This is a genomic window from Azotobacter bryophylli (genome assembly GCF_042643485.1).
In the GTDB taxonomy this organism is placed as follows: Bacteria; Pseudomonadota; Gammaproteobacteria; order Pseudomonadales; family Pseudomonadaceae; genus Azotobacter; species Azotobacter bryophylli.
Window position 1 is genome coordinate 79,382 of record NZ_JBHRSJ010000010.1, and the last position, 23,842, is coordinate 103,223.

Annotated in this window: 22 protein-coding genes; 16 read left to right on the forward strand and 6 right to left on the reverse strand. The window is 66.4% G+C overall.

Annotated elements, in window-relative coordinates; translation table 11 throughout:
- The 4 genes from ACFOJE_RS05640 (at position 1) to ACFOJE_RS05655 (ending at position 2,841) form a co-directional block, all read left to right on the forward strand.
- Complete coding sequence (locus tag ACFOJE_RS05640) at positions 1–681, forward strand: sarcosine oxidase subunit gamma (protein ID WP_377813314.1); 681 nt, start codon at positions 1–3, stop codon at positions 679–681.
- Positions 682–766: 85 nt separating this feature from the next.
- On the forward strand, positions 767–1,549 hold the full coding sequence (locus ACFOJE_RS05645; protein WP_377813315.1) for an IclR family transcriptional regulator: 783 nt from the start codon (positions 767–769) through the stop codon (positions 1,547–1,549).
- A 79-nt stretch (positions 1,550–1,628) separates the two neighbouring features.
- A complete protein-coding gene (locus ACFOJE_RS05650; protein ID WP_377813316.1) occupies positions 1,629–2,024 on the forward strand; it encodes a GNAT family N-acetyltransferase in 396 nt (131 codons plus the stop codon).
- Between the two features lie 214 nt (positions 2,025–2,238).
- Positions 2,239–2,841 carry a hypothetical protein gene (locus ACFOJE_RS05655; RefSeq protein ID WP_377813317.1) on the forward strand — a complete coding sequence of 201 codons (603 nt, stop codon included), beginning with the start codon at positions 2,239–2,241 and terminating at the stop codon, positions 2,839–2,841.
- A 43-nt stretch (positions 2,842–2,884) separates the two neighbouring features.
- Here ACFOJE_RS05655 and trpE read toward each other — a convergent pair whose 3' ends face one another.
- The 6 genes from trpE to ACFOJE_RS05685 all read right to left on the reverse strand — a co-directional run bounded on the left by trpE (position 2,885) and on the right by ACFOJE_RS05685 (position 8,493).
- The gene (gene trpE, locus ACFOJE_RS05660; RefSeq protein WP_377813318.1) at positions 2,885–4,360 is read right to left on the reverse strand and encodes an anthranilate synthase component I; all 1,476 of its coding nucleotides are present in this window, start codon (positions 4,358–4,360) and stop codon (positions 2,885–2,887) included.
- Between the two features lie 181 nt (positions 4,361–4,541).
- The gene (locus ACFOJE_RS05665; RefSeq protein WP_377813319.1) at positions 4,542–5,243 is read right to left on the reverse strand and encodes a phosphoglycolate phosphatase; all 702 of its coding nucleotides are present in this window, start codon (positions 5,241–5,243) and stop codon (positions 4,542–4,544) included.
- Complete coding sequence (gene rpe, locus ACFOJE_RS05670) at positions 5,240–5,914, reverse strand: ribulose-phosphate 3-epimerase (RefSeq protein WP_377813320.1); 675 nt, start codon at positions 5,912–5,914, stop codon at positions 5,240–5,242. Before rpe ends, ACFOJE_RS05665 begins: the two co-directional genes overlap by 4 nt.
- 134 nt (positions 5,915–6,048) lie before the next feature.
- Positions 6,049–6,798, reverse strand: a complete 750-nt coding sequence (locus ACFOJE_RS05675) for a molecular chaperone DjlA (RefSeq protein ID WP_377813351.1) — start codon at positions 6,796–6,798, stop codon at positions 6,049–6,051.
- A 1-nt stretch (position 6,799) separates the two neighbouring features.
- On the reverse strand, positions 6,800–7,474 hold the full coding sequence (gene murU / locus ACFOJE_RS05680; RefSeq protein ID WP_377813321.1) for an N-acetylmuramate alpha-1-phosphate uridylyltransferase MurU: 675 nt from the start codon (positions 7,472–7,474) through the stop codon (positions 6,800–6,802).
- Positions 7,471–8,493 carry an aminoglycoside phosphotransferase family protein gene (locus tag ACFOJE_RS05685; protein WP_377813322.1) on the reverse strand — a complete coding sequence of 341 codons (1,023 nt, stop codon included), beginning with the start codon at positions 8,491–8,493 and terminating at the stop codon, positions 7,471–7,473. The genes murU and ACFOJE_RS05685 overlap by 4 nt, the downstream gene beginning before the upstream one ends.
- A 129-nt stretch (positions 8,494–8,622) precedes the next feature.
- On the opposite strand from ACFOJE_RS05685, the gene ACFOJE_RS05690 reads away from it, so the two are divergent.
- From ACFOJE_RS05690 to ACFOJE_RS05745, 12 genes are all read left to right on the forward strand, one after another.
- On the forward strand, positions 8,623–11,355 hold the full coding sequence (locus tag ACFOJE_RS05690) for an LPS-assembly protein LptD (RefSeq protein ID WP_377813323.1): 2,733 nt from the start codon (positions 8,623–8,625) through the stop codon (positions 11,353–11,355).
- A complete protein-coding gene (locus ACFOJE_RS05695; protein ID WP_377813324.1) occupies positions 11,336–12,631 on the forward strand; it encodes a peptidylprolyl isomerase in 1,296 nt (431 codons plus the stop codon). Before ACFOJE_RS05690 ends, ACFOJE_RS05695 begins: the two co-directional genes overlap by 20 nt.
- The gene (gene pdxA / locus ACFOJE_RS05700; RefSeq protein ID WP_377813325.1) at positions 12,628–13,632 is read left to right on the forward strand and encodes a 4-hydroxythreonine-4-phosphate dehydrogenase PdxA; all 1,005 of its coding nucleotides are present in this window, start codon (positions 12,628–12,630) and stop codon (positions 13,630–13,632) included. The genes ACFOJE_RS05695 and pdxA overlap by 4 nt, the downstream gene beginning before the upstream one ends.
- Before the next feature lie 148 nt (positions 13,633–13,780).
- On the forward strand, positions 13,781–14,611 hold the full coding sequence (gene rsmA / locus ACFOJE_RS05705) for a 16S rRNA (adenine(1518)-N(6)/adenine(1519)-N(6))-dimethyltransferase RsmA (protein ID WP_377813326.1): 831 nt from the start codon (positions 13,781–13,783) through the stop codon (positions 14,609–14,611).
- Between the two features lie 41 nt (positions 14,612–14,652).
- Positions 14,653–15,033, forward strand: coding sequence for a Co2+/Mg2+ efflux protein ApaG (gene apaG / locus ACFOJE_RS05710; protein WP_377813327.1), 381 nt, complete (start codon positions 14,653–14,655; stop codon positions 15,031–15,033).
- Positions 15,033–15,863, forward strand: coding sequence for a symmetrical bis(5'-nucleosyl)-tetraphosphatase (locus tag ACFOJE_RS05715; RefSeq protein ID WP_377813328.1), 831 nt, complete (start codon positions 15,033–15,035; stop codon positions 15,861–15,863). Before apaG ends, ACFOJE_RS05715 begins: the two co-directional genes overlap by 1 nt.
- A gap of 101 nt (positions 15,864–15,964) precedes the next feature.
- Complete coding sequence (glpE, locus tag ACFOJE_RS05720; protein ID WP_377813329.1) at positions 15,965–16,291, forward strand: thiosulfate sulfurtransferase GlpE; 327 nt, start codon at positions 15,965–15,967, stop codon at positions 16,289–16,291.
- Positions 16,292–16,587: 296 nt separating this feature from the next.
- Positions 16,588–18,510: a PrkA family serine protein kinase gene (locus ACFOJE_RS05725; RefSeq protein WP_377813330.1), complete on the forward strand. Its 1,923-nt coding sequence runs from the start codon at positions 16,588–16,590 to the stop codon at positions 18,508–18,510.
- Positions 18,511–18,607: 97 nt separating this feature from the next.
- Complete coding sequence (locus tag ACFOJE_RS05730) at positions 18,608–19,882, forward strand: YeaH/YhbH family protein (protein ID WP_377813331.1); 1,275 nt, start codon at positions 18,608–18,610, stop codon at positions 19,880–19,882.
- Positions 19,879–21,444, forward strand: coding sequence for a SpoVR family protein (locus ACFOJE_RS05735; RefSeq protein WP_377813332.1), 1,566 nt, complete (start codon positions 19,879–19,881; stop codon positions 21,442–21,444). Before ACFOJE_RS05730 ends, ACFOJE_RS05735 begins: the two co-directional genes overlap by 4 nt.
- Before the next feature lie 112 nt (positions 21,445–21,556).
- Positions 21,557–22,840 (forward strand): multifunctional CCA addition/repair protein, encoded by a 1,284-nt coding sequence (locus tag ACFOJE_RS05740; RefSeq protein ID WP_377813333.1) that lies wholly within the window; start codon positions 21,557–21,559, stop codon positions 22,838–22,840.
- A gap of 113 nt (positions 22,841–22,953) precedes the next feature.
- Positions 22,954–23,820, forward strand: coding sequence for an MBL fold metallo-hydrolase (locus ACFOJE_RS05745; RefSeq protein WP_377813334.1), 867 nt, complete (start codon positions 22,954–22,956; stop codon positions 23,818–23,820).
- Positions 23,821–23,842: the final 22 nt, after the last annotated feature.

Genomic DNA, 23,842 nt, shown 5'->3' on the forward strand with positions numbered 1-23,842 from the left:
ATGGCCACTCTGCAAGCCCAGGATTTCATCGAACGCAGCCCGCTGTACCGCAAACAGGCCGGCGCCACTCTCGGCCGGCTGGGCGACAGCGTGATCGTCGCCCACTACGGCGAGCACGACGAGAGCGCGCAGCTCGCCCGCTGCGCGCTGATCGACCTGACCAACCTGGCACGGGTCGGCTTTCGTGGCGCCGAGTCCGCCGAGTACCTGAAGGAGCGCGGCTACGCGCTCCCGGAGGCGCCCAACCGGGCGCTGACCCAGGACGACGGCAGCCACGTCGCGCGCCTGTCGCAGACCGAGTACCTGCTGCTCGGCAGTCTGCGCGACGCCGGCCGGCGCGTCGCCCAGGAAGAGCGCAACTGGGAGTTCGGCGAAGCGGCCAACTACCTGCTGCCGCGCCAGGACAGCCACGCCTGGCTGCTGCTCACCGGCGAGCACGTCAGCGACGTGATGGCCAAGCTGTGCGGCGTCGACCTGAGTCCCGAGGCCTTCCCGCAAGGCTCGGTGGCGCAGACCTCGGCGGCGCGGATCAACGTCATCGTCATCAACCTCGGCCTGGGCGAACTGCCCTGCTTCCAGATCCTCTGCGACCGCGCCTCGGTCAGCTACTTCTGGGACGCGATGCTGGACGCCATGGCCGAGTTCGGCGGCAAGCCGGCGGGAATCGACGTGCTGCTGTGAGCCATCGCGCCGGCACCGAGTAAAGGTTCCCACGCGGGAGCGTGGGAACCCTCTCCCGACCCAACCCTGCCCCGGAACCCCGACCATGAGCGCCTACGAAGAACTCGAAACCGGTCGGGAAACCGACTACACGGTTCCCGCCCTGCAGCGCGGCCTCTCCATCCTGCAGATGTTCAACGCCCGCCAGCGCACCCTCGGCACCAGCGACATCGCCGAGCGCCTGGGGGTCAGCGTCTCGGCGATCTACCGGATCGTCCATACCCTGAGCGAGATGGGCTACCTGCGCAAACTGGCGAAGAACACCTACGAACTGGGACCCCAGGTGGTCTCGGACGGCTTCAGCTACCTGGCCAGCCGCGACATCGTGGACCTCGCCCTGCCCCATCTCAACGCCCTGCGCGACCGCACCTCGCTGTCCTGCCACCTGACCATCCGCGAGCAGACCGACAGCCTCTACCTGTATCGCGCCTTCGCCGCCCAGCGCCTGTCGGTGAACATTCCCATCGGCACGCGCATCCCCTGCCACTGCACGGCCATGGGCCGCATCCTGCTCAGCGGCCTGACGGCGGAGGAGCTGGACGTCCTGTACCAGCACGTGCGCCTGGACGACTACCCGCCGCCAGCGCCCAAGACCCTGCCCGAACTGCAGCAGCTGGTGGACGGGGACCGCGAGCGCGGCTGGGTGCTGCACCGCTCCGACTACTCCACCGCCATCGCCGCCGGGGTCCGCAACCACCTGGGCGAGATCGTCGCCGCGATCAACCTCTCCGGCCCGGACGCGGTGATGGACAGCCCGGAGTCCCAGGCCCGTTACCTGGCGGCCCTGCTGCAAACCGCGGAGCGGATCTCCGCCGAGCTGGGCCGGTGAAGGCGACGACCGAGCGAAACGCCCGGAGCGGGGCGTGTGATACTGACGCCAACCGACCACCCGCACGAGGAACGCCCGCGTGATCGACTATCGCCGCAATGCCCCCCTCCCCGCCGCCGAAGTGGCCCGGGTGTTCGACGCCTCCGGCATCCGCCGTCCCAGCGACGATCTGGCGCGGATCGAGCGGATGTTCGCCAATGCCGATCTGGTGTTCTCGGCCTGGCACGGCCAGCGGCTGGTCGGCGTCTGCCGGGCGCTGACCGACTTCAGCTACTGCTGCTACCTGTCCGACCTGGCGGTGGACCGCGCCTACCAGCACCGCGGCATCGGCCGCACGCTGGTCGAGCGGGTACGCCAGGCGATCGGCCGGGAAGTCTCGCTGCTGCTGCTGGCGGCGCCTGAGGCGATGGACTATTACCCCCGGCTCGGCTTCGAGCCAGTCGACAACGGCTTCCTCATCCGCCGCCAGCGCTGAGCGCACGGCCGGCCGCCGCGGTGGACACCGGCGGGGGCAAATGGGTATGGTCTCGGGAGCGCCGGCGAGACCGCCGGCCGCACGGGCTTGCCGTCGGGCGGCTCTCGGTGGTTCTCGCGTTTTCCCGGCATTCGAGATGATTCGGGCCTGCAGGATGGCAAGGAAGGTTATCCGCCACCCATTCCGGGTGGTCATGCATCAGGGAAGATGATCCATGCCTATCCTCACCGAACAGGACGTCCGCGAGCGCGCGCGCCGGGCGCTCCGCTCCGACCAGGTCCAGCGCAAGGCCTGCCTCCCCCGCGACAGCCGGGAAATCCTCCGCGACCTGGCCGGCGCCCCGAAAACCCAGTACGACATCTTCGTCTGCCACAGCACCGGCGACGCCGATCTGCTCCTGGGCATCCGGGGCGTTCTCGAGGATCTGGGCTACACCCCCTACATCGACTGGGACGAGGAAGCCGAGCCGGGGCCGGCCGCGGTCACCCCGGAGAGCGCGGAGCGGCGCCGCGCCCAGCTGCAAACGGCCCGTTCGCTGCTCTACGTCGCCGGCGGCGCGTTCCGCCCATCCTGCTGGCTGCCCTGGGAACTCGGTTACTTCGAGGGGTTGCGGGAGAAGGTCGCCATCCTGCCGGTGAAGGACTACGTGACCGATGCCTTCGACGTCGGCGGCTATCTGAGCATCTACCCCTACTGCCTGCGGGAGCAGAACCAGTCGGGACAGGACACGCTATGGGTGCACAAGGACAGCGTGCACTACGTCGCCTTCGACCACTGGCTGGGCACCCGCAACGCCCAGCTGGCCTGGCGCAAGTAGCGCGCCGGCAGCCCCCGCGCCGGGGGCCTGCCGCCGGGCGGACTCAGCGGCCCTGCTCGGCCAGGGCCACGGCGCGGAACATGGCGCGGCGCTTGTTCAGGGTTTCCTCCCACTCCAGCTCCGGCACCGAGTCCATGACGATGCCGGCGCCGGCCTGCACGTGCAGCTCGCCGTCCTTGATCACCGCGGTGCGGATGGCGATGGCGGTGTCCATGTTGCCGTTCCACGCCCAGTAGCCGACGGCGCCGCCGTAGACGCCGCGCTTGACCGGCTCCAGCTCGTCGATGATCTCCATGGCGCGGATCTTCGGCGCGCCGGACAGGGTGCCGGCCGGCAGGATGGCGCGCAGGGCGTCCATCGCGGAGAGTTCCGGCTTGAGCTGGCCGGTGACGTTGGAAACGATGTGCATCACGTTGGAGTAGCGCTCTATCACCATCTTCTCGGTGAGCCGCACCGAGCCGGTGTCGGCCACCCGGCCGACGTCGTTGCGGCCCAGGTCGATCAGCATCAGGTGCTCGGCCAGTTCCTTGGCGTCGGACAGCAGGTCCTGCTCCAGGGCCAGATCGGCCTCCTCGCTGGCGCCGCGCGGACGGGTACCGGCGATGGGACGCACGGTGACCAGGCCGTCCTCGACCCGCACCAGCACCTCCGGCGAGCTGCCCACCACATGGAAGTCGCCGAAATTGAAGAAGTACATGTAGGGCGTCGGGTTGAAGCAGCGCAGCGCCCGGTACAGGTCGATCGGCGCGGCCTGGAAGGGAATCGACATGCGCTGGGAGATCACCACCTGCATGCAGTCGCCGGCCAGGATGTATTCCCGGATGCGCGACACCGCCGCCTCGAAGTCCTCGCGGCCGAAGCTGGAGCGGAAGGCCGGCTCGGGTCCGCTCGGAGCGTCCAGATCGATGCCCTGGCGCGGCGCCATGGGCTGACGCAGGGCCTGGCGCAGCGCCTGCAGGCGGGCCTGGGCCTGCTCGTAGGCGTCCGCCTGGCTCGGGTCGGCGAGCACGATCAGATGCATCTTGCCGGCCAGGTTGTCGAACACCACCACCTGGTCCGAGACCATCAGCAAGATGTCGGGAGTGCCGATGGTGTCGGGATTCGGGCAACGGGCCAGGCGCTTCTCCACGTAGCGCACGCTGTCGTAGCCGAAGTAGCCGACCAGGCCGCCGTTGAAGCGCGGCAGCCCCGGCTGATCCGGCACCCGGTAGCGGGTCTTGAACTGCTCGACGAAGGCCAGCGGGTCTTCGCTCTCGTAGCGCTCCACCTCGACCCCGTCGACGCTGATAGCGATCTGCTGCCCCTGGGCGCGCAGCACGGTACGGGCCGGCAGGCCGATGATCGAGTAGCGGCCCCACTTCTCGCCGCCCTGGACGGATTCGAGCAGGTAGGAGTTGGGCGCATCGGCGAGCTTCAGGTAGATCGACAGCGGGGTGTCGAAGTCGGCCAGGACTTCGCAGGCGAGCGGAATGCGGTTGTAGCCTTCGGCGGCCAAACGCAGGAATTCTTCGCGGGTCATGAATCAGCCTCGTGGGGGGCGGTGATAACGGTCGATGGGCAAACGCGCCGGCAGGCCGGCCGAAGACGTCAGGCGCGCCAGCGCCAGCGGGCCAGGGCCTTGATGACCTTCATCCAGAGTTTGCGGGTGACCACCACGATCGGCTCTCTTGGGGCGGGAACGGAGGGGAGCTGCAGCCACACTAGCGCAGCCCCGGAGTCGAAGCAACCAACAGAGAGAGATCGTCGAGCACCAGGGCCGGGCGCTCCTCGGCGATCGGCCGGCCGTGGTTGTAACCGTAGGAGAGCGCCACGCAGGGCACGCCGGCGGCGCGGGCGGCGAGCACGTCGTTGCGCGAGTCGCCGACGAACAGGGAACGCTCCGGTGTGGCGCCAGCCCGTTCCATCACCCAGAACAGCGCCGCCGGGTCGGGCTTCTGCTGCGGCAGGGTGTCGCCGCCGACGATCCAGCTGAAGTAGCCGTCCAGCCCCTTCTCGGCCAGCAGCGGAGCGACGAACTGCGACGGCTTGTTGGTGATCAGGCCCAGGGGAATCTGGCGCGCGGCGAGCCAGTCCAGGCATTCGCGCACGCCGGGGTAGACGGTGGTGCGGTCGTGGCTGTCGGCGTAGGCCTGCATGAACAGCGCCAGCGCCGCGTCGGTCTCGGCGTCGCTCACCCCGGCATGCTCGAGGCCGCCGGCCAGGGCGCGGCGCACCAGCACTCGCGAGCCGTTGCCGACCCACAGGCGCACCCGCTCGACGCCGGCCGGCGCGCGGCCGAGCCGGGCCAGCATGCTGTCCACCGCAGCCGCCAGGTCCGGCACCGAGTCCATCAGGGTGCCGTCCAGGTCGAACATCACCAGCGCCGGCAGGGCGCCGTCGAACAGGCGCTCGAGCGGCGTCACGGGCGCACCCGAGCCAGTTCGGCGCGCATCGCGGCGATCACCTCAGCGTAATCCGGGGCGTTGAAGATGGCCGAACCGGCGACGAAGGTATCGGCGCCGGCGGCGGCGATCTCGCCGATGTTCTTCACGTTCACGCCGCCGTCGATTTCCAGGCGGATGTCGCGGCCGCTGGCGTCGATCAGAGCGCGCGCCTCGCGCAGCTTGTCCAGCGTACCGGGGATGAACTTCTGCCCGCCGAAGCCGGGGTTGACGCTCATCAAGAGGACCATGTCGACCTTGTCCATCACGTACTTCAGCACGTCCAGCGGGGTCGCCGGGTTGAACACCAGGCCGGCCTTGGCGCCGCCGTCCTTGATCAGCTGCAGGGAGCGGTCGATGTGCTCCGAGGCCTCCGGGTGGAAGGTGATGTAGCTGGCGCCGGCCTCGAGGAAGTCGCCGATGAGGCGGTCAACCGGCTTGACCATCAGGTGCACGTCGATCGGCGCCTGGATGCCGTACTTGCGCAGCGCCGAGCAGACCATCGGACCGATGGTCAGGTTGGGCACGTAGTGGTTGTCCATCACGTCGAAGTGGACGATGTCCGCACCGGCGGCGAGAACACGGTCGACTTCCTCGCCCAGCCGGGCGAAGTCGGCGGAGAGGATCGACGGGGCGATGGCGAAGGGTTGCATGGGCACCTCGGAACGGCTGACGGCGAAAAGGCGGAAGTTTCCCGCTTCGACGCCGGCGCGGCAAGGGCGGTGCGGCCGGCGAACCAAGGCCTGCATGCAAAGTCAGCCGAGCGCGGGCGCTTTCCGTACGGAACCTAGAAGCCGCGCCGCTGGCGGACCAGCGCATAGGCCGCGTGCAGCTCGCCGGTCAGCGCGGTGGCCTCTGCGATCTTCGCCGCACTGGCGCCGGCGCCGCACAGCTTGTCCGGATGATGCCGGCTGAGCAGCCGACGGTAGGCGCGCCGAATGGCCGCCGGTTCGCTGTCGGCGCCGACTCCGAGCAGCGCCAGGGCGCGGCGGTAATCGGGATCGTCGGGCTGCGCCGGGGCCGGCTCGTAATCGCGACCGAGCGCCTCGACCCGGGCCACGTCCAGCCCCAGCCAGCGCCCCCAGAGCAGGATCAGCTCGCGCTCGCCGGCGCTCACCCGGCCATCGACCCAGGCCATGCGCCAGCAGGCGCGCAGCAGGGCCTCTCCCCGTGCACCGAGACGGCGCAGCGTACGCCGCAGCCGCTCGTGCTCCAGCCGGCCGTGAGCGAAGGCGGCGTCGGCGCGGCGCCGGGCGACGGCATCCAGGCAGAGGCGCTCCATCTCGCCCCGGGCCTGGCGCCAGTGCACGTCGGCCATCGCCCCCCCGCTGCGCGCCAGGCAGCCGAGCAGGTGGAACAGCAGCTCGGCCTCGCCATACGCCTCGCGCAGCCCCAGGCGTTCGCCCAGGCTGGCCCAGGATTCCAGTTCGAGGCAGCGATCCAGCATCTGGCCGAGCAGCACCCCGAGCAGCGCGCAGGGAATGCTGGCCAGCAGCAGACCGACGAGTGCACCCAGCAGGGTGAGCGGCCAGACCACCTCAGCGCGCCCCTTGCAGCAGGCGTTCGACTTCGGCCAGGCGCTCATGGGTACCCACGTCCACCCAGCGTCCGGCGAAGCGTTCGCCGCCCACGCGTCCGTCGACCATCGCCTGGCGCAGCAGCGGTGCCAGCTTGAAGGCCCCCGGCCGGCAGCCGGCGAACAGCGCCGGCGCGAGCACGGCGATGCCGCTATAGGTCAGGCTGTCGAGTCCGTCCGCGGCATCCGTGATCCGGCCATCCTCCAGAAGACGGAAATCCCCCGCCGGGTGGTGCGCCGGGTTGTCCACCAGCACCAGATGGGCCAATCCCGCTAATGGCCGGCACAGGCCGGCGAAGGGGTAGTCGGTCCAGATGTCGCCGTTGACCACCAGGAAAGGCTCGTCGCCCAAGAGCGGCAGCGCACGGAAGATGCCGCCGCCGGTCTCCAGTGGCTCGCCTTCGGCCGAGTAGGCGATGCTCACGCCGAAGCGTTCGCCGTCGCCGAGGTAATCCTCGATCTGCGCACCGAGCCAGGCGTGGTTGACGACCAGCTCGCGGAAACCGGCCGCGGCCAGGGCGCGCACGTGGTACTCGATCAGCGGCACGCCGGCGGCGCGCACCAGCGGCTTGGGCGTGTGCAGGGTCAGGGGCCGCAGGCGCTCGCCCTTGCCGGCGGCGAGGATCATCGCCTTCATGCCGGCAGCTCCTCGGCTTGCGGCAGGCCAGCGAGCAACTCGCCCAGCGCGGCCAGCTCCGGCCGGCGCGACACCACCGCCTCGATGTAGCCGAAGAAGCGCGGCACGTCGGTGAGGTACTTGGGCTTGCCGTCGCGATGGCGAATGCGCGCGAAGATGCCGATCACCTTGAGGTGGCGCTGCACGCCCATCAGGTCGCTGGCGCGCAGGAAGTCCTCAAGCTCGCCATGGACCGGGACGCCGGCGTCGTGGGCCAGGGTCCAGTAGCGCTCCAACCAGGCACGCACGCGCGCCTCCGGCCAACTGAGGAAGGCATCCTTGAACAGGCAGGTGACGTCGTAGGTGACAGGACCGTAGACCGCATCCTGGAAGTCCAGCACGCCGGGGTTCGGCTCGCTGAGCATCAGGTTGCGCGGCATGTAGTCGCGATGCACCAGCACCTTCGGCTGCGCCAGGGCGCTATTCACCAAGAGATCGCAGACGCCTTGCCAGGCCTCCAGTTGCGCACCGTCCAGGGTGACGCCGAGGTGACGCTGCAGGTACCAGTCGGGGAACAGCTGCAGCTCCCGGCGCAGCAGGGCGTCGTCGTAGCTCGGCAGGTCGGCACCCAGCGGCAGGCGCTGGAAGGCCAGCAGGGCCTCGAGGGCATCCGCGAACAGGGCGTCGGCGTTGGCCTCGTCGATCACCTCCAGATAGGTCTGCCGACCGAGATCGCTCAGCAGCAGGAAGCCCTGCTCGAGGTCGCCGGCGAGGATCTCCGGCACCAGCACTCCGGCGCCGGCCAGAAGGCCGGCGACCTTGACGAACGGCCGGCAGTCCTCCTGAGGCGGCGGCGCGTCCATCACGATCAGGCTGCGCTCGCCGTCCTGCCAGCGGAAGTAGCGCCGGAAGCTGGCGTCGCTGCTCGCCGGGGTCAAACGAGCCGTGCCCGGAGCCCCCCAACCCCGGGCCGCGAACAGCTCCGGCAGACACCCATCCAGCCAGTGCTGAAGTTTTTCCAATCGAACATCCACGGACATTCCCCCGCTCTCCTCCGGCCCTAGCCGTTGCCTGATGCATTGATCTATTATGGGCGATCTTACCCCAGCCCATCGCAGGCGTTCTGCCGCTCCGGCTGTTGGCGCACAGGAAGCCCGGATATAACACTGATGGCACTGACTCCTCCTCCTTTTTCCCTCTTCCGCAGAAAGTTTCCGCTTCTCGTCACTGGCAGTCTGCTCATCCTGGGCTCCACCCCGCTGTTGGCTGCCGAGCAGTACGACTGCGCCGCTTCGTCCAGCGGCGGATGGGCCTGCACCCCGAGGACCGTCGCCAAGGCACTGCCGCGCCCGGGAGAGGTAGGCACCCCCACGCAGGGGCCGGAGGCGGCTCTGGTCACCCAGACCGAAGGACGCGCCCTAGCTGTGCGCAGCGCCGATTTCAGCCACCTCGACTGGGTTCCGCGGGACAGGCTCACCCCGGCGCAGCTCGCCGAGACCGCCCCTTACTGCTCGGGCGCCTACATCGAGCCGATCCGCCCGGGGATGGACGACAAGACGCCCAAGGGCGAGGAGCCGACCCACGTGGCATCGGACGTGACCCGCTACGACCAGGAACGGGAGATCGTCACCGTCGCCGGCAACGTGGTCGTGCGCCAGGGCAGCATGCAGGTGGAGGCCGACGAAGCGAGCCTGCATCAGCAGGACAACCGGGCCGATCTGAAAGGCAACGTCAAGGTACGTGACAACGGCTCGCTGGTGGTCGGCGATAGCGCCACCGTGCAGCTGGACACCGGCGAGGCGACGATGGACAACGCCGAGTTCGTCATGCACCGCGGCCAGACGCGCGGCAGCGCACTGAACGCCCATCGCGAGGAAAGCGGCATCATCCGCCTCAAGGACGGCACCTACACCCGTTGCGAGCCGAACAGCAACACCTGGACCCTGGTGGGCAAGGACGTGGTGCTGAACCCTGATGAGGGCTTCGGCACCGGCAAGAACGTGACCATACGGGTGAAGGACGTACCGGTGTTCTACACCCCGAGGATCCGCTTCCCCATCGACGATCGGCGGCAGTCAGGCTTCCTGACGCCCACTTTCCGTTCCGGCGGCAACAGCAGCGGCTTCACGGTGCAGGCCCCCTACTACTTCAACCTGGCGCCGAACTACGACGCGACCCTCTACCCGACCATCATGACCAGCCGCGGCTTGTTGCTGGCGGGCGAAGGCCGCTATCTGACCAAGAGCAGCGAGGGACAGATGGGGGCCGCCTGGCTGGAGGACCAGAACGACAAGCGCAAGAACCAGACGGGCTACGAGAAGACCCGCTGGATGTACAACTGGCAGCACATCGGCGGGCTGAGCTCGCGGCTGTTGGCCGAGGTCGACTACACCGACATCAGCGACCCCTACTACTTCCAGGACCTGGGCAACAGCATGGGGACCAACCGGCCGAACTACCTCAACCAGCGCGGCACCCTGACCTGGCGCGGCGACACCTTCAACGCCCGCCTCAATGTCCATGCCCTGCAGCGTACCGCGGTGGCGGACATCACCCCCTACGACCGCCTGCCGCAGCTCACGGTGGATGGCGCCTTGCCGTTCCAGCCCGGCGGCATGCAGTTCAACTACGCCACCGAGTACGTCTACTTCCAGCGCAGCCTGAAGAACGGCGACTTCACCAACCGGTATGACCAGTCCCAGCCCTGGTACGACAACAACATCAAGGGCCTGGATCGCGCCGACGGCCAGCGGGCGCACCTGGAGCCCAGCGCCAGCCTGCCGCTGAACTGGACCTGGGGCTACCTCAAGCCGTCGCTCAAGTACGCCTACACCCAGTACGCCCTGAGCCTGGACAACACCGGCAAGGAATACATGGCTCTGCATAACCAGAACTACGACAACTCGCCGAATCGCGGCCTGCCGATCGCCAGTCTCGACGGCGGGCTCTATTTCGACCGCGACACCAACTGGTTCGGCAAGCCCATCCGCCAGACCCTGGAGCCGCGCCTGTACTACCTCTACGTGCCTTACAACAACCAGAAGGACATCCCGGTCTTCGACACCGGCGAGAACCCCTTCAGCTACGGCACGCTGTGGCGCGACAACCGCTTCTCCAGCAAGGACCGCATCGGCGACGCCAACCAGATGTCGTTCGGCGTGACCAGCCGCTGGATCCAGGCCAACGGCTTCGAGCGCCAGCGCATCAGCCTCGGCGAGATCGTCTACTTCCGCGACCGCAAGGTGCAGATGCCGGGCATGGACTATCGAGACCGCAAGGACGCCATGTCCACGGTATCGCCCATCGCCTTCGACTACCTGTTCCGCTTCAACCACGAGTGGCGCCTGACCGCCGATCTCAACTGGGATCCGGAACTGAAGACGACCCGCTCCGGCAGCGCGATGTTCCACTACCAGGCGTCGGACAACCCGAACAAGATCCTCAACCTGGGCTATCGCTATCGCAACGACACGGTACGCTACGACCCCACCACGGGTACGTGGCAGTACAGCAGCGACTACGGCAATTGCAAAACCAATCCCGCTAGCTGCATCAAGGACTACTACAAGGTCCAGCAGCACGACATGTCGATCATCTGGCCGATCGTGCCGCAGTGGAACGCCATCGCCCGCTGGCAGTACGACTACGCGCGCAACCGCACCCTCGAAGCCTTCGGCGGCTTCGAGTACGACAGCTGCTGCTGGAAACTGCGCGTGATCAACCGCTACTGGATGAACTACACCGAATACGGCCTCAACCCGAACCTCAACGACCGGACCAACAACGGCGTCTTCTTCCAGATCGTTCTCAAGGGCCTGGGCGACGTGATGGGCAACCGGGTGGAGTCTTTCCTCCAGCAAGGCATCGAAGGGTACACCGCGCGTGAAGAGCAAGCTCACTAATCGTCTACGCCCTCTGCTGCTGGGCGCCCTTCTTCTCGGCGGTGCGGTTCACGCCCAGGTGCAGCCGCTGGATCGGGTCGTGGCCATCGTCGACAACGACGTGATCATGCAGAGCCAGTTCGACCGGCGCCTGCGCGAAGTCGAGCAGACCATCGCCAAGCGCGGCGCCCAGATGCCGCCGCAACAGGAGATCCAGCGGCAGGTACTGGAGCGCCTGATCCTCGAGGACATCCAGCTGCAGCTCGGCGAACGCTCCGGCATCCGCATCGGCGACGAGGAGCTCAACCAGGCGATGGCCACCATCGCCCAGCGCAACAACCTGACCCCCGACCAGTTCCGCGCAGCCCTGGCCCGCGACGGCCTGTCCTACGAGGACGCCCGCGACCAGATCCGCCGCGAGATGGTCATCAGCCGGGTGCGCCAGCGCCGGGTGGCCGAGCGCATTCAAGTATCCGATCAGGAAGTCCGGAACTTCCTCGCCTCGGACCTGGGCAAGCTTCAGCTGTCGGAAGAGTTTCGTCTGGCCAGTATCGTGATTCCCCTGAGCGACGGCGCCTCTCCCGAGGAGATCCAGACCGCCGAGCGCCAGACCCGGCAGATCTACCAGCAACTGCGTTCCGGTGCCGACTTCACCGAGCTGGCGATGAGTCGCTCGGCCGGCGAGACCGCCCTGGAAGGCGGCGAGATCGGCTGGCGCAAAGCAGCCCAGCTGCCGCCCGCCTTCGCCGAGATGCTCGGCCGCCTGCCGACCGGCGGGATCAGCGAACCCGTGCGGACCCCGGGCGGATTCATGATCATCAAGGTGCTCGAAAAGCGCGGCGGCAGCGGCGCCCAGATACGCGACGAAGTGCACGTCCGCCACATCCTGATCAAGCCCAGCGAGATCCGCAACGAAGCGGAAACCAAACGGCTTATCGAGCGCATCTACGACCGTCTTCGCGCAGGAGAGGACTTCGGCGAAATGGCGAAGAGCTTCTCCGAAGATCCCGGCTCGGCGCTCAACGGCGGCGATCTGAACTGGGTGGACCCCAACGCGCTGGTCCCGGAATTCCGCGAAGTGATGGAAAACACCCCCAGCGGCCAGTTGTCCCGGCCGTTCCGCAGCCCCTTCGGCTGGCACATCCTGGAGGTCCTCGGTCGCCGCGCCACCGACAGCAGCGAGCAGTCGCGCGAGCAACAGGCCCGCAACATGCTGCGCAACCGCAAGTACGACGAGGAACTGCAGGCCTGGCTGCGCCAGATCCGCGACGAGGCTTACGTGGAAATCAAGCAGTGAGTCCCCGGCGCTTCGCTCTGACGCCGGGCGAGCCGGCCGGCATCGGTCCCGATCTGTGCCTGCTGCTCGCCCGGCAGGCACAGCCCCACATCCTGATCGCCATCGCCAGCCGTGCGCTGCTCGAGCAGCGTGCCGGCGAGCTCGGCCTCGCCATCGACCTTCGCCCCGTGGCACCGGCCGCCTGGCCGACCATGCCCGCTCCGGCCGGTGCCCTGTACGTCTGGGACACCCCGCTGCGGGCGCCGGTCCGGGCCGGGGCGCTCGATCCGGCGAACGCCGCCTACGTGCTGGAAACCCTGACCCGCGCCGGCCAGAGCTGCCTCGACGGGCACTTCGCCGGGATGATCACCGCCCCAGTGCACAAGGGCGTGATCAACGAAGCCGGCATTCCCTTTTCCGGGCACACCGAGTTCCTCGCCGAGCTGACCGCCACCCAGCAGGTGGTGATGATGCTGGCCACCCGCGGCCTGCGCGTGGCGCTGGTGACGACCCATCTGCCGCTCAAGGACGTCGCCGCGGCGATCACCACCGAGCGCCTGGAGCGGGTCGCACGCATCCTGCATGCCGATCTGGTCGCCAAGTTCGGCCTCGCCGCTCCGCGCATCCTGGTCTGCGGACTCAACCCCCACGCCGGGGAAGGCGGCCATCTCGGCCGTGAGGAGATCGAGGTGATCGAGCCGACCCTGGTGCGCCTGCGCAGCGAGGGGATGAACCTGGTCGGCCCGCTGCCGGCCGACACCCTGTTCACGCCCAAGCACCTGGAGCACTGCGACGCCGTCCTGTCGATGTACCACGACCAGGGCCTGCCGGTTCTCAAGTACAAGGGATTCGGCGCCGCGGTCAACGTCACCCTGGGCTTGCCGATCATCCGCACCTCGGTCGACCACGGCACCGCCCTGGACCTGGCCGGCAGCGGCAACGTCGACATCGGCAGCCTGCAGGTGGCGCTGGAAACCGCCTATCAGATGGCTGAAGCCAGCGGGCAGACGGCCGTCGCCTAACTCCAACGCCTCGCTCTCCCCCACCGGAGCCGGCCCCGCGGCCGATGATTGGGGCCTGGCGCCCTTTCACTGCTAAACTGCGCCCCTTTGCAATTTCGCTTCGGCCCGGTGCCCGTCGCCCGCGGCTCGAAGCCTGGAGCCTTCGTCGATGTCCGAGCCTTACCAACACCGCGCCCGCAAGCGCTTCGGCCAGAACTTCCTGCACGATGCCGGAGTGATCCACCGCATCCTGCGCGCCATCCACCCGCGCTCGGGCGAGCGCCTGGTGGAAATCGGCCCGGGCCAAGGGGCGCTGACCGAGGGACTGATCGGCAGCGGCGCCAAGCTCGACGTGATCGAACTGGACCTCGACCTGATCCCCCTGCTCAAGCTGAAGTTCGGCCTCGACCCGCAGTTCACCCTGCACCAGGGCGACGCCATGAAGTTCGATTTCGCCCAACTGAGCGAAGAGCCGCACAGCCTGCGCATCGTCGGCAACCTGCCCTACAACATCTCGACGCCGCTGATCTTCCACCTGCTGGAATACTCGGCGCTGATCCGCGACATGCACTTCATGCTGCAGAAGGAAGTCGTGGAGCGCCTGGCCGCCCAGCCTGGCGGCGGCGACTGGGGGCGACTGTCGATCATGGTGCAATACCACTGCCAGGTCGAACACCTGTTCAACGTCGGCCCGGGCGCCTTCAACCCGCCGCCCAAGGTCGAATCGGCGATCGTCCGCCTGGTGCCCCACGCCAGCCTGCCGCATCCGGCCAAGGACCCGGCACTGCTCGAGCGTATCGTCCGCGAGGCCTTCAACCAGCGGCGCAAGACCCTGCGCAACACCCTCAAGGGTCTGCTCGATGCCGAGTCCATCGAAGCCGCCCGCGTCGATGGCAGCCTGCGCCCCGAACAGTTGGACCTGGCCGCCTTCGTCCGGCTGGCCGACCGCCTGCACGAGCAGTTGCACAAGCAGACTTCCGAGCAAATCGCCGCCGACTGAAGTCATAACTTCCTCAAGCGAACCGATATCAAGGCCCGCGCATGTCAGATTCCCGCTACCAGATCGATGTCAGTGTCGTTTCCCGCTATCTGCCGGAGCAGTCGCAGCCGGAAAAGAACCGCTACGCTTTCGCCTACAGCGTGACCATCCAGAACAACGGCCTGCTGCCGGCGCAGCTGCTGTCGCGTCACTGGCTGATCACCGACGGCGACGGCCATGTCCAGGAAGTCCGCGGGCCCGGCGTGATCGGCAAGCAACCGCTGATCGAGCCCGGCCAGAGCCACAGCTACGACAGCGGCACGCTGCTTTCGACCCAGGTCGGCACCATGCAGGGCAGCTACCAGATGCTGGCCGAGGACGGCCATTCGTTCGACGCACCGATCGCCCCCTTCCGCCTGGCGGTTCCTGGGGTACTGCACTGATGGCGATCTATGCCGTCGGGGATCTGCAGGGTTGCCTGACTCCCCTGAAATGCCTGTTGGACAGGGTCTCCTTCGATCCGAGCAAGGATCGTCTGTGGCTGGTGGGCGACCTGGTTAATCGCGGCCCGCAGTCGCTGGAAACCCTACGCTTCCTGTTTTCCCTGCGCGACTCCGTAGTCACCGTGCTCGGCAACCACGACCTGCATCTGCTGGCCGTGGCCTATGACATCGAGCGGCTGAAGAAGAGCGACACCCTGCGCGAGATCATCGAGGCGCCGGACCGCGACGTGCTGATCGACTGGCTACGCCAGCAGAAGCTCGTGCACTACGACGCCGACCGCGACATCGCCATGGTGCACGCCGGCATTCCGCCGCAATGGTCCCTGAAGAAGGCCTTGAGCCTGGCCGCGGAAGTCGAGGAAGTGCTGCGCGACGACGACCGCCTGCTGCAGTATCTCGACGGCATGTACGGCAACGAGCCGGCCCGCTGGAACGGCAACCTGCGTGGCATCAAGCGCCTGCGGGTAATTACCAACTACTTCACGCGGATGCGCTTCTGCACCGCCGATGGCACTCTCGACCTGAAATCCAAGGAAGGCGTGGGCAGCGCACCTGACGGCTTCGCCCCCTGGTTCAGTCACCCCAAGCGCAAGACCCGCGGCCAGAAGATCATCTTCGGTCACTGGGCGGCCCTCGAAGGCCGCTGCGACGAACCCAACGTGTTCGCCCTGGATACCGGCTGCGTCTGGGGGAACCGCTTGCGGATGCTAAACCTCGAAACCGGCGAGTACCTGCACTGTGATTGCAATGACGAGCCGCGCACCGAGTGACATCAGGCCTTGGCGGCCACGCGACATTCCCGCACGCCGGCCACCTATCCGGCCATGCCTTTCCCGGTGACCCCACCAGACATCCTGACCCCGAGGTTCCCATGAGCGAATTCCAACGCATTCCCCCCCAGCAAGCCCAGACCCTGCGCGAGCAGGGCGCCGTCGTGGTGGACATCCGCGACGCGCAGAGCTACGCCCTAGGCCACATCGCCGGGTCACGCCATCTGGACAATCACTCCCTGGCCGATTTCATCGCCCAGGCGGATTTCGACAAGCCGCTGATCGTTTCCTGCTACCACGGCAACTCCAGCCAGGCCGCTGCGGCCTATCTGGCCCATCAGGGGTTCTCCGAGGTGTACAGCCTGGACGGCGGATTCGAACTCTGGCGTGCGACTTTTCCCGAAGAAATCGAATCGGACAATCCATGAAGGACCTGCTATAAGATCGGAAGTTTCACCGCGCCGCTCTTCCCCGAGCGGCCCGCCGCCTCGCCTGAAAAGCCCGTCGTTCCTGCCTCTTGCCATCCCCCCGAGCAACCGTGCTACTGTCGAAACCGAACTATTCTTGACTTTAGGCCATCCAAACTGGCAGGCCCTAACGGGCTTGCAGCCACGGGGTAATTGACTTCGGGCATGGGGGATTTCATCGGCTGACTATTCAGCGAACCGCCAACACCCGCACGACTCAATCAAAGCCGGATCCGAGCATCGACCGAGGTGACGTCATGAGTATCTTCAGCCATTTCCAGAACCGATTTGAAACGACGCGTCAAGAGGAGTACTCCCTGCAGGAGTACCTTGAGCTCTGCAAGAAGGATCGTAGTGCCTACGCCACGGCTGCCGAACGGATGCTGATGGCGATCGGCGACCCGGAACTGCTGGATACCTCCACGGATCCCCGTCTGTCGCGGATATTCTCCAACAAGGTGATCCGTCGCTACCCGGCCTTCGCCGACTTCCACGGCATGGAGGACTGCATCGAGCAGATCGTTTCCTACTTCCGCCACGCTGCCCAGGGGCTGGAAGAGAAGAAGCAGATCCTCTACCTCCTCGGCCCGGTCGGCGGCGGCAAGTCGTCGCTGGCGGAGAAGCTCAAGCAGCTGATGGAGAAAATCCCCTTCTACGCCATCAAGGGCTCGCCGGTGTTCGAATCGCCCCTCGGCCTGTTCAACGCCAACGAGGACGGCGCCATCCTGGAAGAGGACTTCGGCATCCCGCGGCGCTATCTCTCGACTATCATGTCGCCCTGGGCGACCAAGCGACTGAACGAGTTCGGCGGCGACATCAGCCAGTTCCGCGTGGTCAAGCTTTACCCCTCGATCCTCAACCAGATCGCCGTGGCCAAGACCGAGCCGGGCGACGAGAACAACCAGGACATCTCCGCCCTGGTCGGCAAGGTGGATATCCGCAAGCTGGAGGAATTCCCGCAGAACGACGCCGATGCCTACAGCTACTCCGGCGCCCTGTGCCGCGCCAACCAGGGCATCATGGAATTCGTCGAGATGTTCAAGGCGCCGATCAAGGTGCTGCACCCGCTGCTGACCGCCACCCAGGAAGGCAACTACAACAGCACCGAAGGCCTCGGCGCGATTCCCTACAGCGGCATCATCCTCGCCCACTCCAACGAGTCCGAGTGGCACAGCTTCCGCAACAACAAGAACAACGAGGCCTTCATCGACCGCATCTACATCGTCAAGGTGCCGTACTGCCTGCGCGTCACCGACGAGATCAAGATCTACGACAAGCTGCTGGATAACAGCTCGCTGGCCAAGGCCCACTGCGCTCCGGACACCCTGAAGATGCTCGCCCAGTTCTCCGTGCTCTCGCGCTTGAAGGAGCCGGAAAACTCGAACATCTACTCGAAGATGCGCGTCTACGACGGCGAAAACCTCAAGGACACCGATCCCAAGGCCAAGTCGATCCAGGAATACCGCGACGCCGCCGGGGTGGACGAAGGCATGAACGGCCTGTCGACCCGCTTCGCCTTCAAGATCCTCTCCAAGGTGTTCAACTTCGATCCCCATGAGGTCGCCGCCAACCCGGTGCATCTGCTCTACGTGCTGGAGCAGCAGATCGAGCAGGAGCAGTTCCCGCCGGAAACCCGCGAGCGCTACCTGCGCTTCATCAAGGAATACCTGGCGCCGCGCTACATCGACTTCATCGGCAAGGAGATCCAGACCGCCTATCTCGAATCCTACAGCGAGTACGGGCAGAACATCTTCGACCGCTACGTGCTGTACGCCGACTTCTGGATCCAGGACCAGGAATACCGCGATCCGGAAACCGGCGAGATCCTCAACCGCATGGCCCTCAACGAGGAGCTGGAGAAGATCGAGAAGCCGGCCGGCATCAGCAACCCGAAGGACTTCCGCAACGAGATCGTCAACTTCGTGCTGCGGGCCCGGGCCAACAACAACGGCAAGAACCCGACCTGGCTCAGCTACGAGAAGCTGCGGGTGGTGATCGAGAAGAAGATGTTCTCCAACACCGAGGACCTGCTGCCGGTCATCAGCTTCAACGCCAAGGCGAGCAAGGAAGACCAGCAGAAGCACAACGACTTCGTCAAACGCATGGTCGAGCGCGGCTACACGGAGAAACAGGTCCGCTTGCTGTCAGAGTGGTACCTGCGCGTAAGGAAATCGCAGTAACGCGGGCCCAGGCTGCACGCCGAGCGCGGCAGGCCACCGCCTGCCGGCTCCGGCCTGCGGCATTCAGCTCGAAGCCTGCAGCGCCCGGAGGGCCCATATGAGCTACGTTATCGACCGACGCCTGAACGGCAAGAACAAGAGCACGGTGAACCGTCAGCGCTTCCTGCGCCGTTACCGTGACCACATCAAGAAGGCGGTTGAAGAAGCCGTCAGCCGGCGTTCCATCACCGATATGGAGCATGGCGAGCAGATCAGCATTCCCGGACGCGACATCGACGAACCCGTCCTGCACCATGGGCGCGGCGGCAAGCAGACCATCGTCCATCCGGGCAACAAGGAATTCACCGCCGGCGAGCGCATCCCCCGTCCGTCCGGCGGCGGGGGCGGCGGCAGCGGCTCCGGCAAGGCCAGCAACAACGGCGAGGGCATGGACGACTTCGTCTTCCAGATCACCCAGGAGGAGTTCCTCGACTTCATGTTCGAGGATCTGGAGCTGCCCAACCTGATCAAGCGCCATATCACCGGTGCAGACACCTTCAAGACCGTCCGTGCCGGCATCAGCAGCGAGGGCAACCCGTCGCGGATCAACATCATCCGCACCCTGCGCTCGGCCCACGCCCGGCGCATCGCCCTGTCCGGCAGCAGCCGCACCAAGCTGCGCCAGGCCAAGGCCGAACTGGCGCGCCTGAAGCTGGAGGAGCCGGACAATTTCGGCGACATCCGGAAACTGGAAGCGGAAATCGCCCGTCTGCGCGCGCGCATCGAGCGCATTCCCTTCCTCGACACCTTCGACCTCAAGTACAACCTGCTGGTCAAGCAGCCCAACCCCAGCTCCAAGGCCGTGATGTTCTGCCTGATGGACGTGTCCGGCTCCATGACCCAGGCGACCAAGGACATCGCCAAGCGCTTCTTCATCCTCCTGTACCTGTTCCTCAAGCGCAGCTACGACAGGATCGACGTGGTGTTCATCCGCCACCACACCAGCGCGAAGGAGGTGGACGAGGAAGAGTTCTTCTATTCCCGGGAAACCGGCGGCACCATCGTCTCCAGTGCTCTGAAGCTGATGCAGGAGGTGATGGCCGAGCGCTACCCGGTCAACGAATGGAACATCTACGGCGCCCAGGCGTCGGACGGGGACAACTGGAACGACGATTCGCCGCTCTGCCGGGACATCCTGATGAAGCAGATCATGCCCTTCGTCCAGTACTACAGCTACGTCGAGATCACGCCCCGCGAGCACCAGGCCCTCTGGTACGAGTACGATAACGTGCGCGAGGCGTTTCCCGAGTCCTTCGCCCAACAGCAGATAGTGTCCGCCGCCGACATTTATCCGGTGTTCCGCGAACTCTTCCAGCGGAGGATTGCGACATGATCCCCAGAGAGAGAAAAGGCCAGCCGATTTCCACCGGCTCGGAGTGGACCTTCGAGCTGATCCGGGCCTACGACAAGGAAATCAGCCGCATCGCCGAGCGCTATGCGCTGGATACCTATCCGAACCAGATCGAGGTGATCACCGCCGAGCAGATGATGGATGCCTACGCCTCGGTCGGCATGCCCATCGGCTATCACCATTGGTCCTACGGCAAGCACTTCCTGTCCACCGAGAAGGGCTACAAGCGCGGCCAGATGGGGCTGGCCTACGAGATCGTGATCAACTCCGATCCGTGCATCGCCTACCTGATGGAAGAGAACACCATGTGCATGCAGGCACTGGTGGTGGCGCACGCCTGCTACGGGCACAACAGCTTCTTCAAGGGCAACTACCTGTTCCGCAGCTGGACCGACGCCAGCTCCATCATCGACTACCTGGTGTTCGCCAAGCAGTACATCATGCAATGCGAGGAACGCCACGGCATCGACGCCGTGGAGGAGTTGCTCGACTCCTGCCACGCCCTGATGAACTACGGCGTCGACCGCTACAAGCGGCCCTACCCGATCTCCGCTGAGGAGGAGAAGCGCCGGCAGAAGGACCGCGAGGAGCACCTGCAGCGGCAGATCAACGACCTCTGGCGAACCATTCCCAAGGCCCCGGGCAAGGACAACGAGAAGGAGCAGAGCCGCTGGCCCGCCGAGCCGCAGGAGAACATCCTCTACTTCATCGAGAAACACGCACCGCTGCTGGAGCCCTGGCAGCGCGAAGTCGTGCGCATCGTGCGCAAGATCGCCCAGTACTTCTACCCGCAGCGGCAGACCCAGGTGATGAACGAGGGCTGGGCCACCTTCTGGCACTACACCCTGCTCAACGACCTCTACGACGAGGGCCTGGTCACCGACGGCTTCATGATGGAGTTTCTCCAGTCGCACACCAGCGTGATCTACCAGCCGTCGTTCGACAGCCCCTACTACAGCGGCATCAACCCCTATGCGCTGGGTTTCGCCATGTACCGCGACATCCGCCGGATCTGCGAGAACCCGACCGAGGAGGACAAGCGCTGGTTCCCCGACATCGCCGGCAGCGACTGGCTGAGCACGCTGAAGTTCGCCATGCAGACCTTCAAGGACGAGAGCTTCATCCTGCAGTTCCTCTCGCCCAAGGTGATCCGCGACCTCAAGCTGTTCAGCATCGTCGACGACGACCAGAAGGACGAGCTGCTGGTGGCGGCGATCCACGACGACGCCGGCTACCGCCTCGTGCGCGAGCAGCTCGCCGCCCAGTACAACCTGGGCAACCGCGAGCCCAACGTGCAGATCTGGAGCGTCGACCGCCGCGGCGACCGCTCCCTGACCCTGCGCCACCAGCAGCACGACCGCAAGCCGCTGGGCGAGTCGACCGAGGAGGTGCTCAAGCACCTGCACCGGCTGTGGGGATTCGACATCCACCTGGAATCGCTGCAGGGCGACCGCATCGTCGGCACCTACCACGTGCCGCCGAAAGGGGACGGCGACTACGAGGAGAACTACCCGCGCCTGGATCTGGCGATTCCGCCGATCTGAAGGGCCGACCGGCGCCACCCGAAGTCCCGTGCGAGGCAAAAAACCGCACGGGGCTTCTTTTTTCCGGGTAGCGCGTCGCTTTTCCCTTATCCTCCCGCCCACGGAGGTATCTATGCAGATCTACAAAGTGGGCGGTGCCGTGCGCGATCGCCTGTTGGGACGACCGGTGACCGAGGTCGATTGGGTGGTGGTCGGCTCCAGCGCCGAAGAGATGCAGGCCCAAGGGTTCCGCCCGGTCGGCGCGGACTTCCCGGTTTTTCTCCACCCCAGAACCGGCGAGGAATACGCCCTCGCCCGCACCGAACGGAAAAGCGGGCGCGGCTACGGCGGCTTTACCTTCTACGCCAGCCCAGAGGTAACGCTGGAAGAGGACCTGATCCGCCGCGACCTGACCATCAACGCCATGGCCGAGGACGAGCAGGGTCGGCTGATCGATCCCTACCATGGCCAGCGCGATCTCGAGCAGAAGTGGCTGCGCCACGTCTCCCCCGCCTTCGCCGAGGACCCGCTGCGGGTCCTGCGCGTGGCCCGCTTCGCCGCCCGCTATGCACCGCTGGGCTTTCGCATCGCCCCGGAAACCCAGGCCCTGATGCGAGCGCTCAGCGAATCCGGCGAACTGCAGGCGCTCACCCCCGAACGCAGCTGGAAGGAGATCTCCCGCGCCCTCATGGAACCGCGCCCGGATGTGTTCATCCGGGTACTGCGCGACTGCGGCGCCCTGCGCGAACTGCTGCCGGAGGTCGACGCCCTGTTCGGCGTGCCGCAGCCGGCGGCCCATCACCCGGAGATCGACACCGGCGAGCACGTCCTCGCCGTGCTGCGCCAGTGCGCCGGGCACGACCAGCCGCTGAGCGTGCGCTGGGCCTGCCTGCTGCACGACCTGGGCAAGGGCACGACGCCGGCGGGCGAATGGCCGCAGCACGTCGCCCACGAGCACCGGGGCCTGAAGCTGATCCGCGCGGTGAACGCCCGCTGCAAGGCGCCGCGCGAGTGTCAGGAGCTAGCCCTGCTGGTCGGCGAATACCACAGCCACGCCCATCGCGCCCTGGAACTGCGTCCCTCGACCCTGCTCGACCTGCTCCAGCACTTCGACATCTACCGCCGACCGCAGCGCTTCGAAGAATTCATCCAGGCCTGCGAAATGGACGCCCGTGGTCGCCAGGACCAGGAGCGACGGAATTATCCACAGGCCGATTACCTACGTGGCGCCGCCGCCGCGGCGCGGGCGGTGGCGGTGCAACCGCTGCTGGAACAGGGCCTTGCCGGCGCGGCCCTGGGCGAAGCGCTGAAGCGCGAGCGGCTCCGGGCGCTCGAGGCCTACAAGGCGAGCCGGGAGCCCGCCCCTAGGCTGGCTGAGGACGAGACGACCGACCTGACGGAGCAATCCCCGGGTTGACGCTGTCTGTCAGGGAGGGGGGCTCTTCTTATGAGATAAGAATATATACATAGAGCCAATGGTACTATGAGGGATCGCCGGTCCCCAGCCAGGCATGCGCGGAGAACTGCCTTATGAATGCCCAAGTCGAAGCCTTCTTCGATCTCGCCACCTTCACCTACAGTTATGTGGTGAGCGATCCGCAGAGTCGCCAGTGCGCCCTGATCGACCCCGTACTGGACTACGACCCGGCCGCCGGCCGTACCTCGCACGGCAACGCCGACCGCCTGATCGCCCATGTACGCGAGCAGGGCCTGACGGTGCAGTGGATTCTCGACACCCACGTGCATGCCGACCATCTCAGCGCCGGCCATTACCTGAAGGAACGGCTCGGCGGCCAACTGGGCATCGGCGACCGCATCACCGTGGTACAGAACACTTTCGGCAAGCTGTTCAATGCCGGGCCGGAATTCGCCACCGATGGCCGCCAGTTCGACCACCTGTTCCGCGACGGTGAAATGTTCGCCGTCGGCGGCATAGAGGCCCGTGCCATCCACACCCCCGGTCACACCCCTGCCTGCATGACCTACCTGATCGGCGACGCCGCCTTCGTCGGCGACACCCTGTTCATGCCCGACTACGGCACTGCCCGCTGCGACTTTCCCGGCGGCGACGCGCGCACCCTGTACCGCTCCATCCGCTCCCGGCTGTTCGCCCTGCCGGACTCGACCCGCGTGTTCATGTGCCATGACTACAAAGCACCGGGCCGCGAGCACTACCTGTACGAGACGACCATCGGCGCCGAACGCACGCACAACGTGCACATCCACGAAGGCATCGGCGAGGAGGAGTTCGTCGCCATGCGCCAGACCCGCGACGCCACCCTCGGCATGCCGGCCCTGATCCTCCCCGCGGTGCAGATCAACATGCGCGCCGGCGAGCTGCCGCCGGCCGAGGACAATGGCACCCGCTACCTGAAGATCCCGCTCGACGTGCTCTGAAACTTCGCCGGGAGGCCAGGAA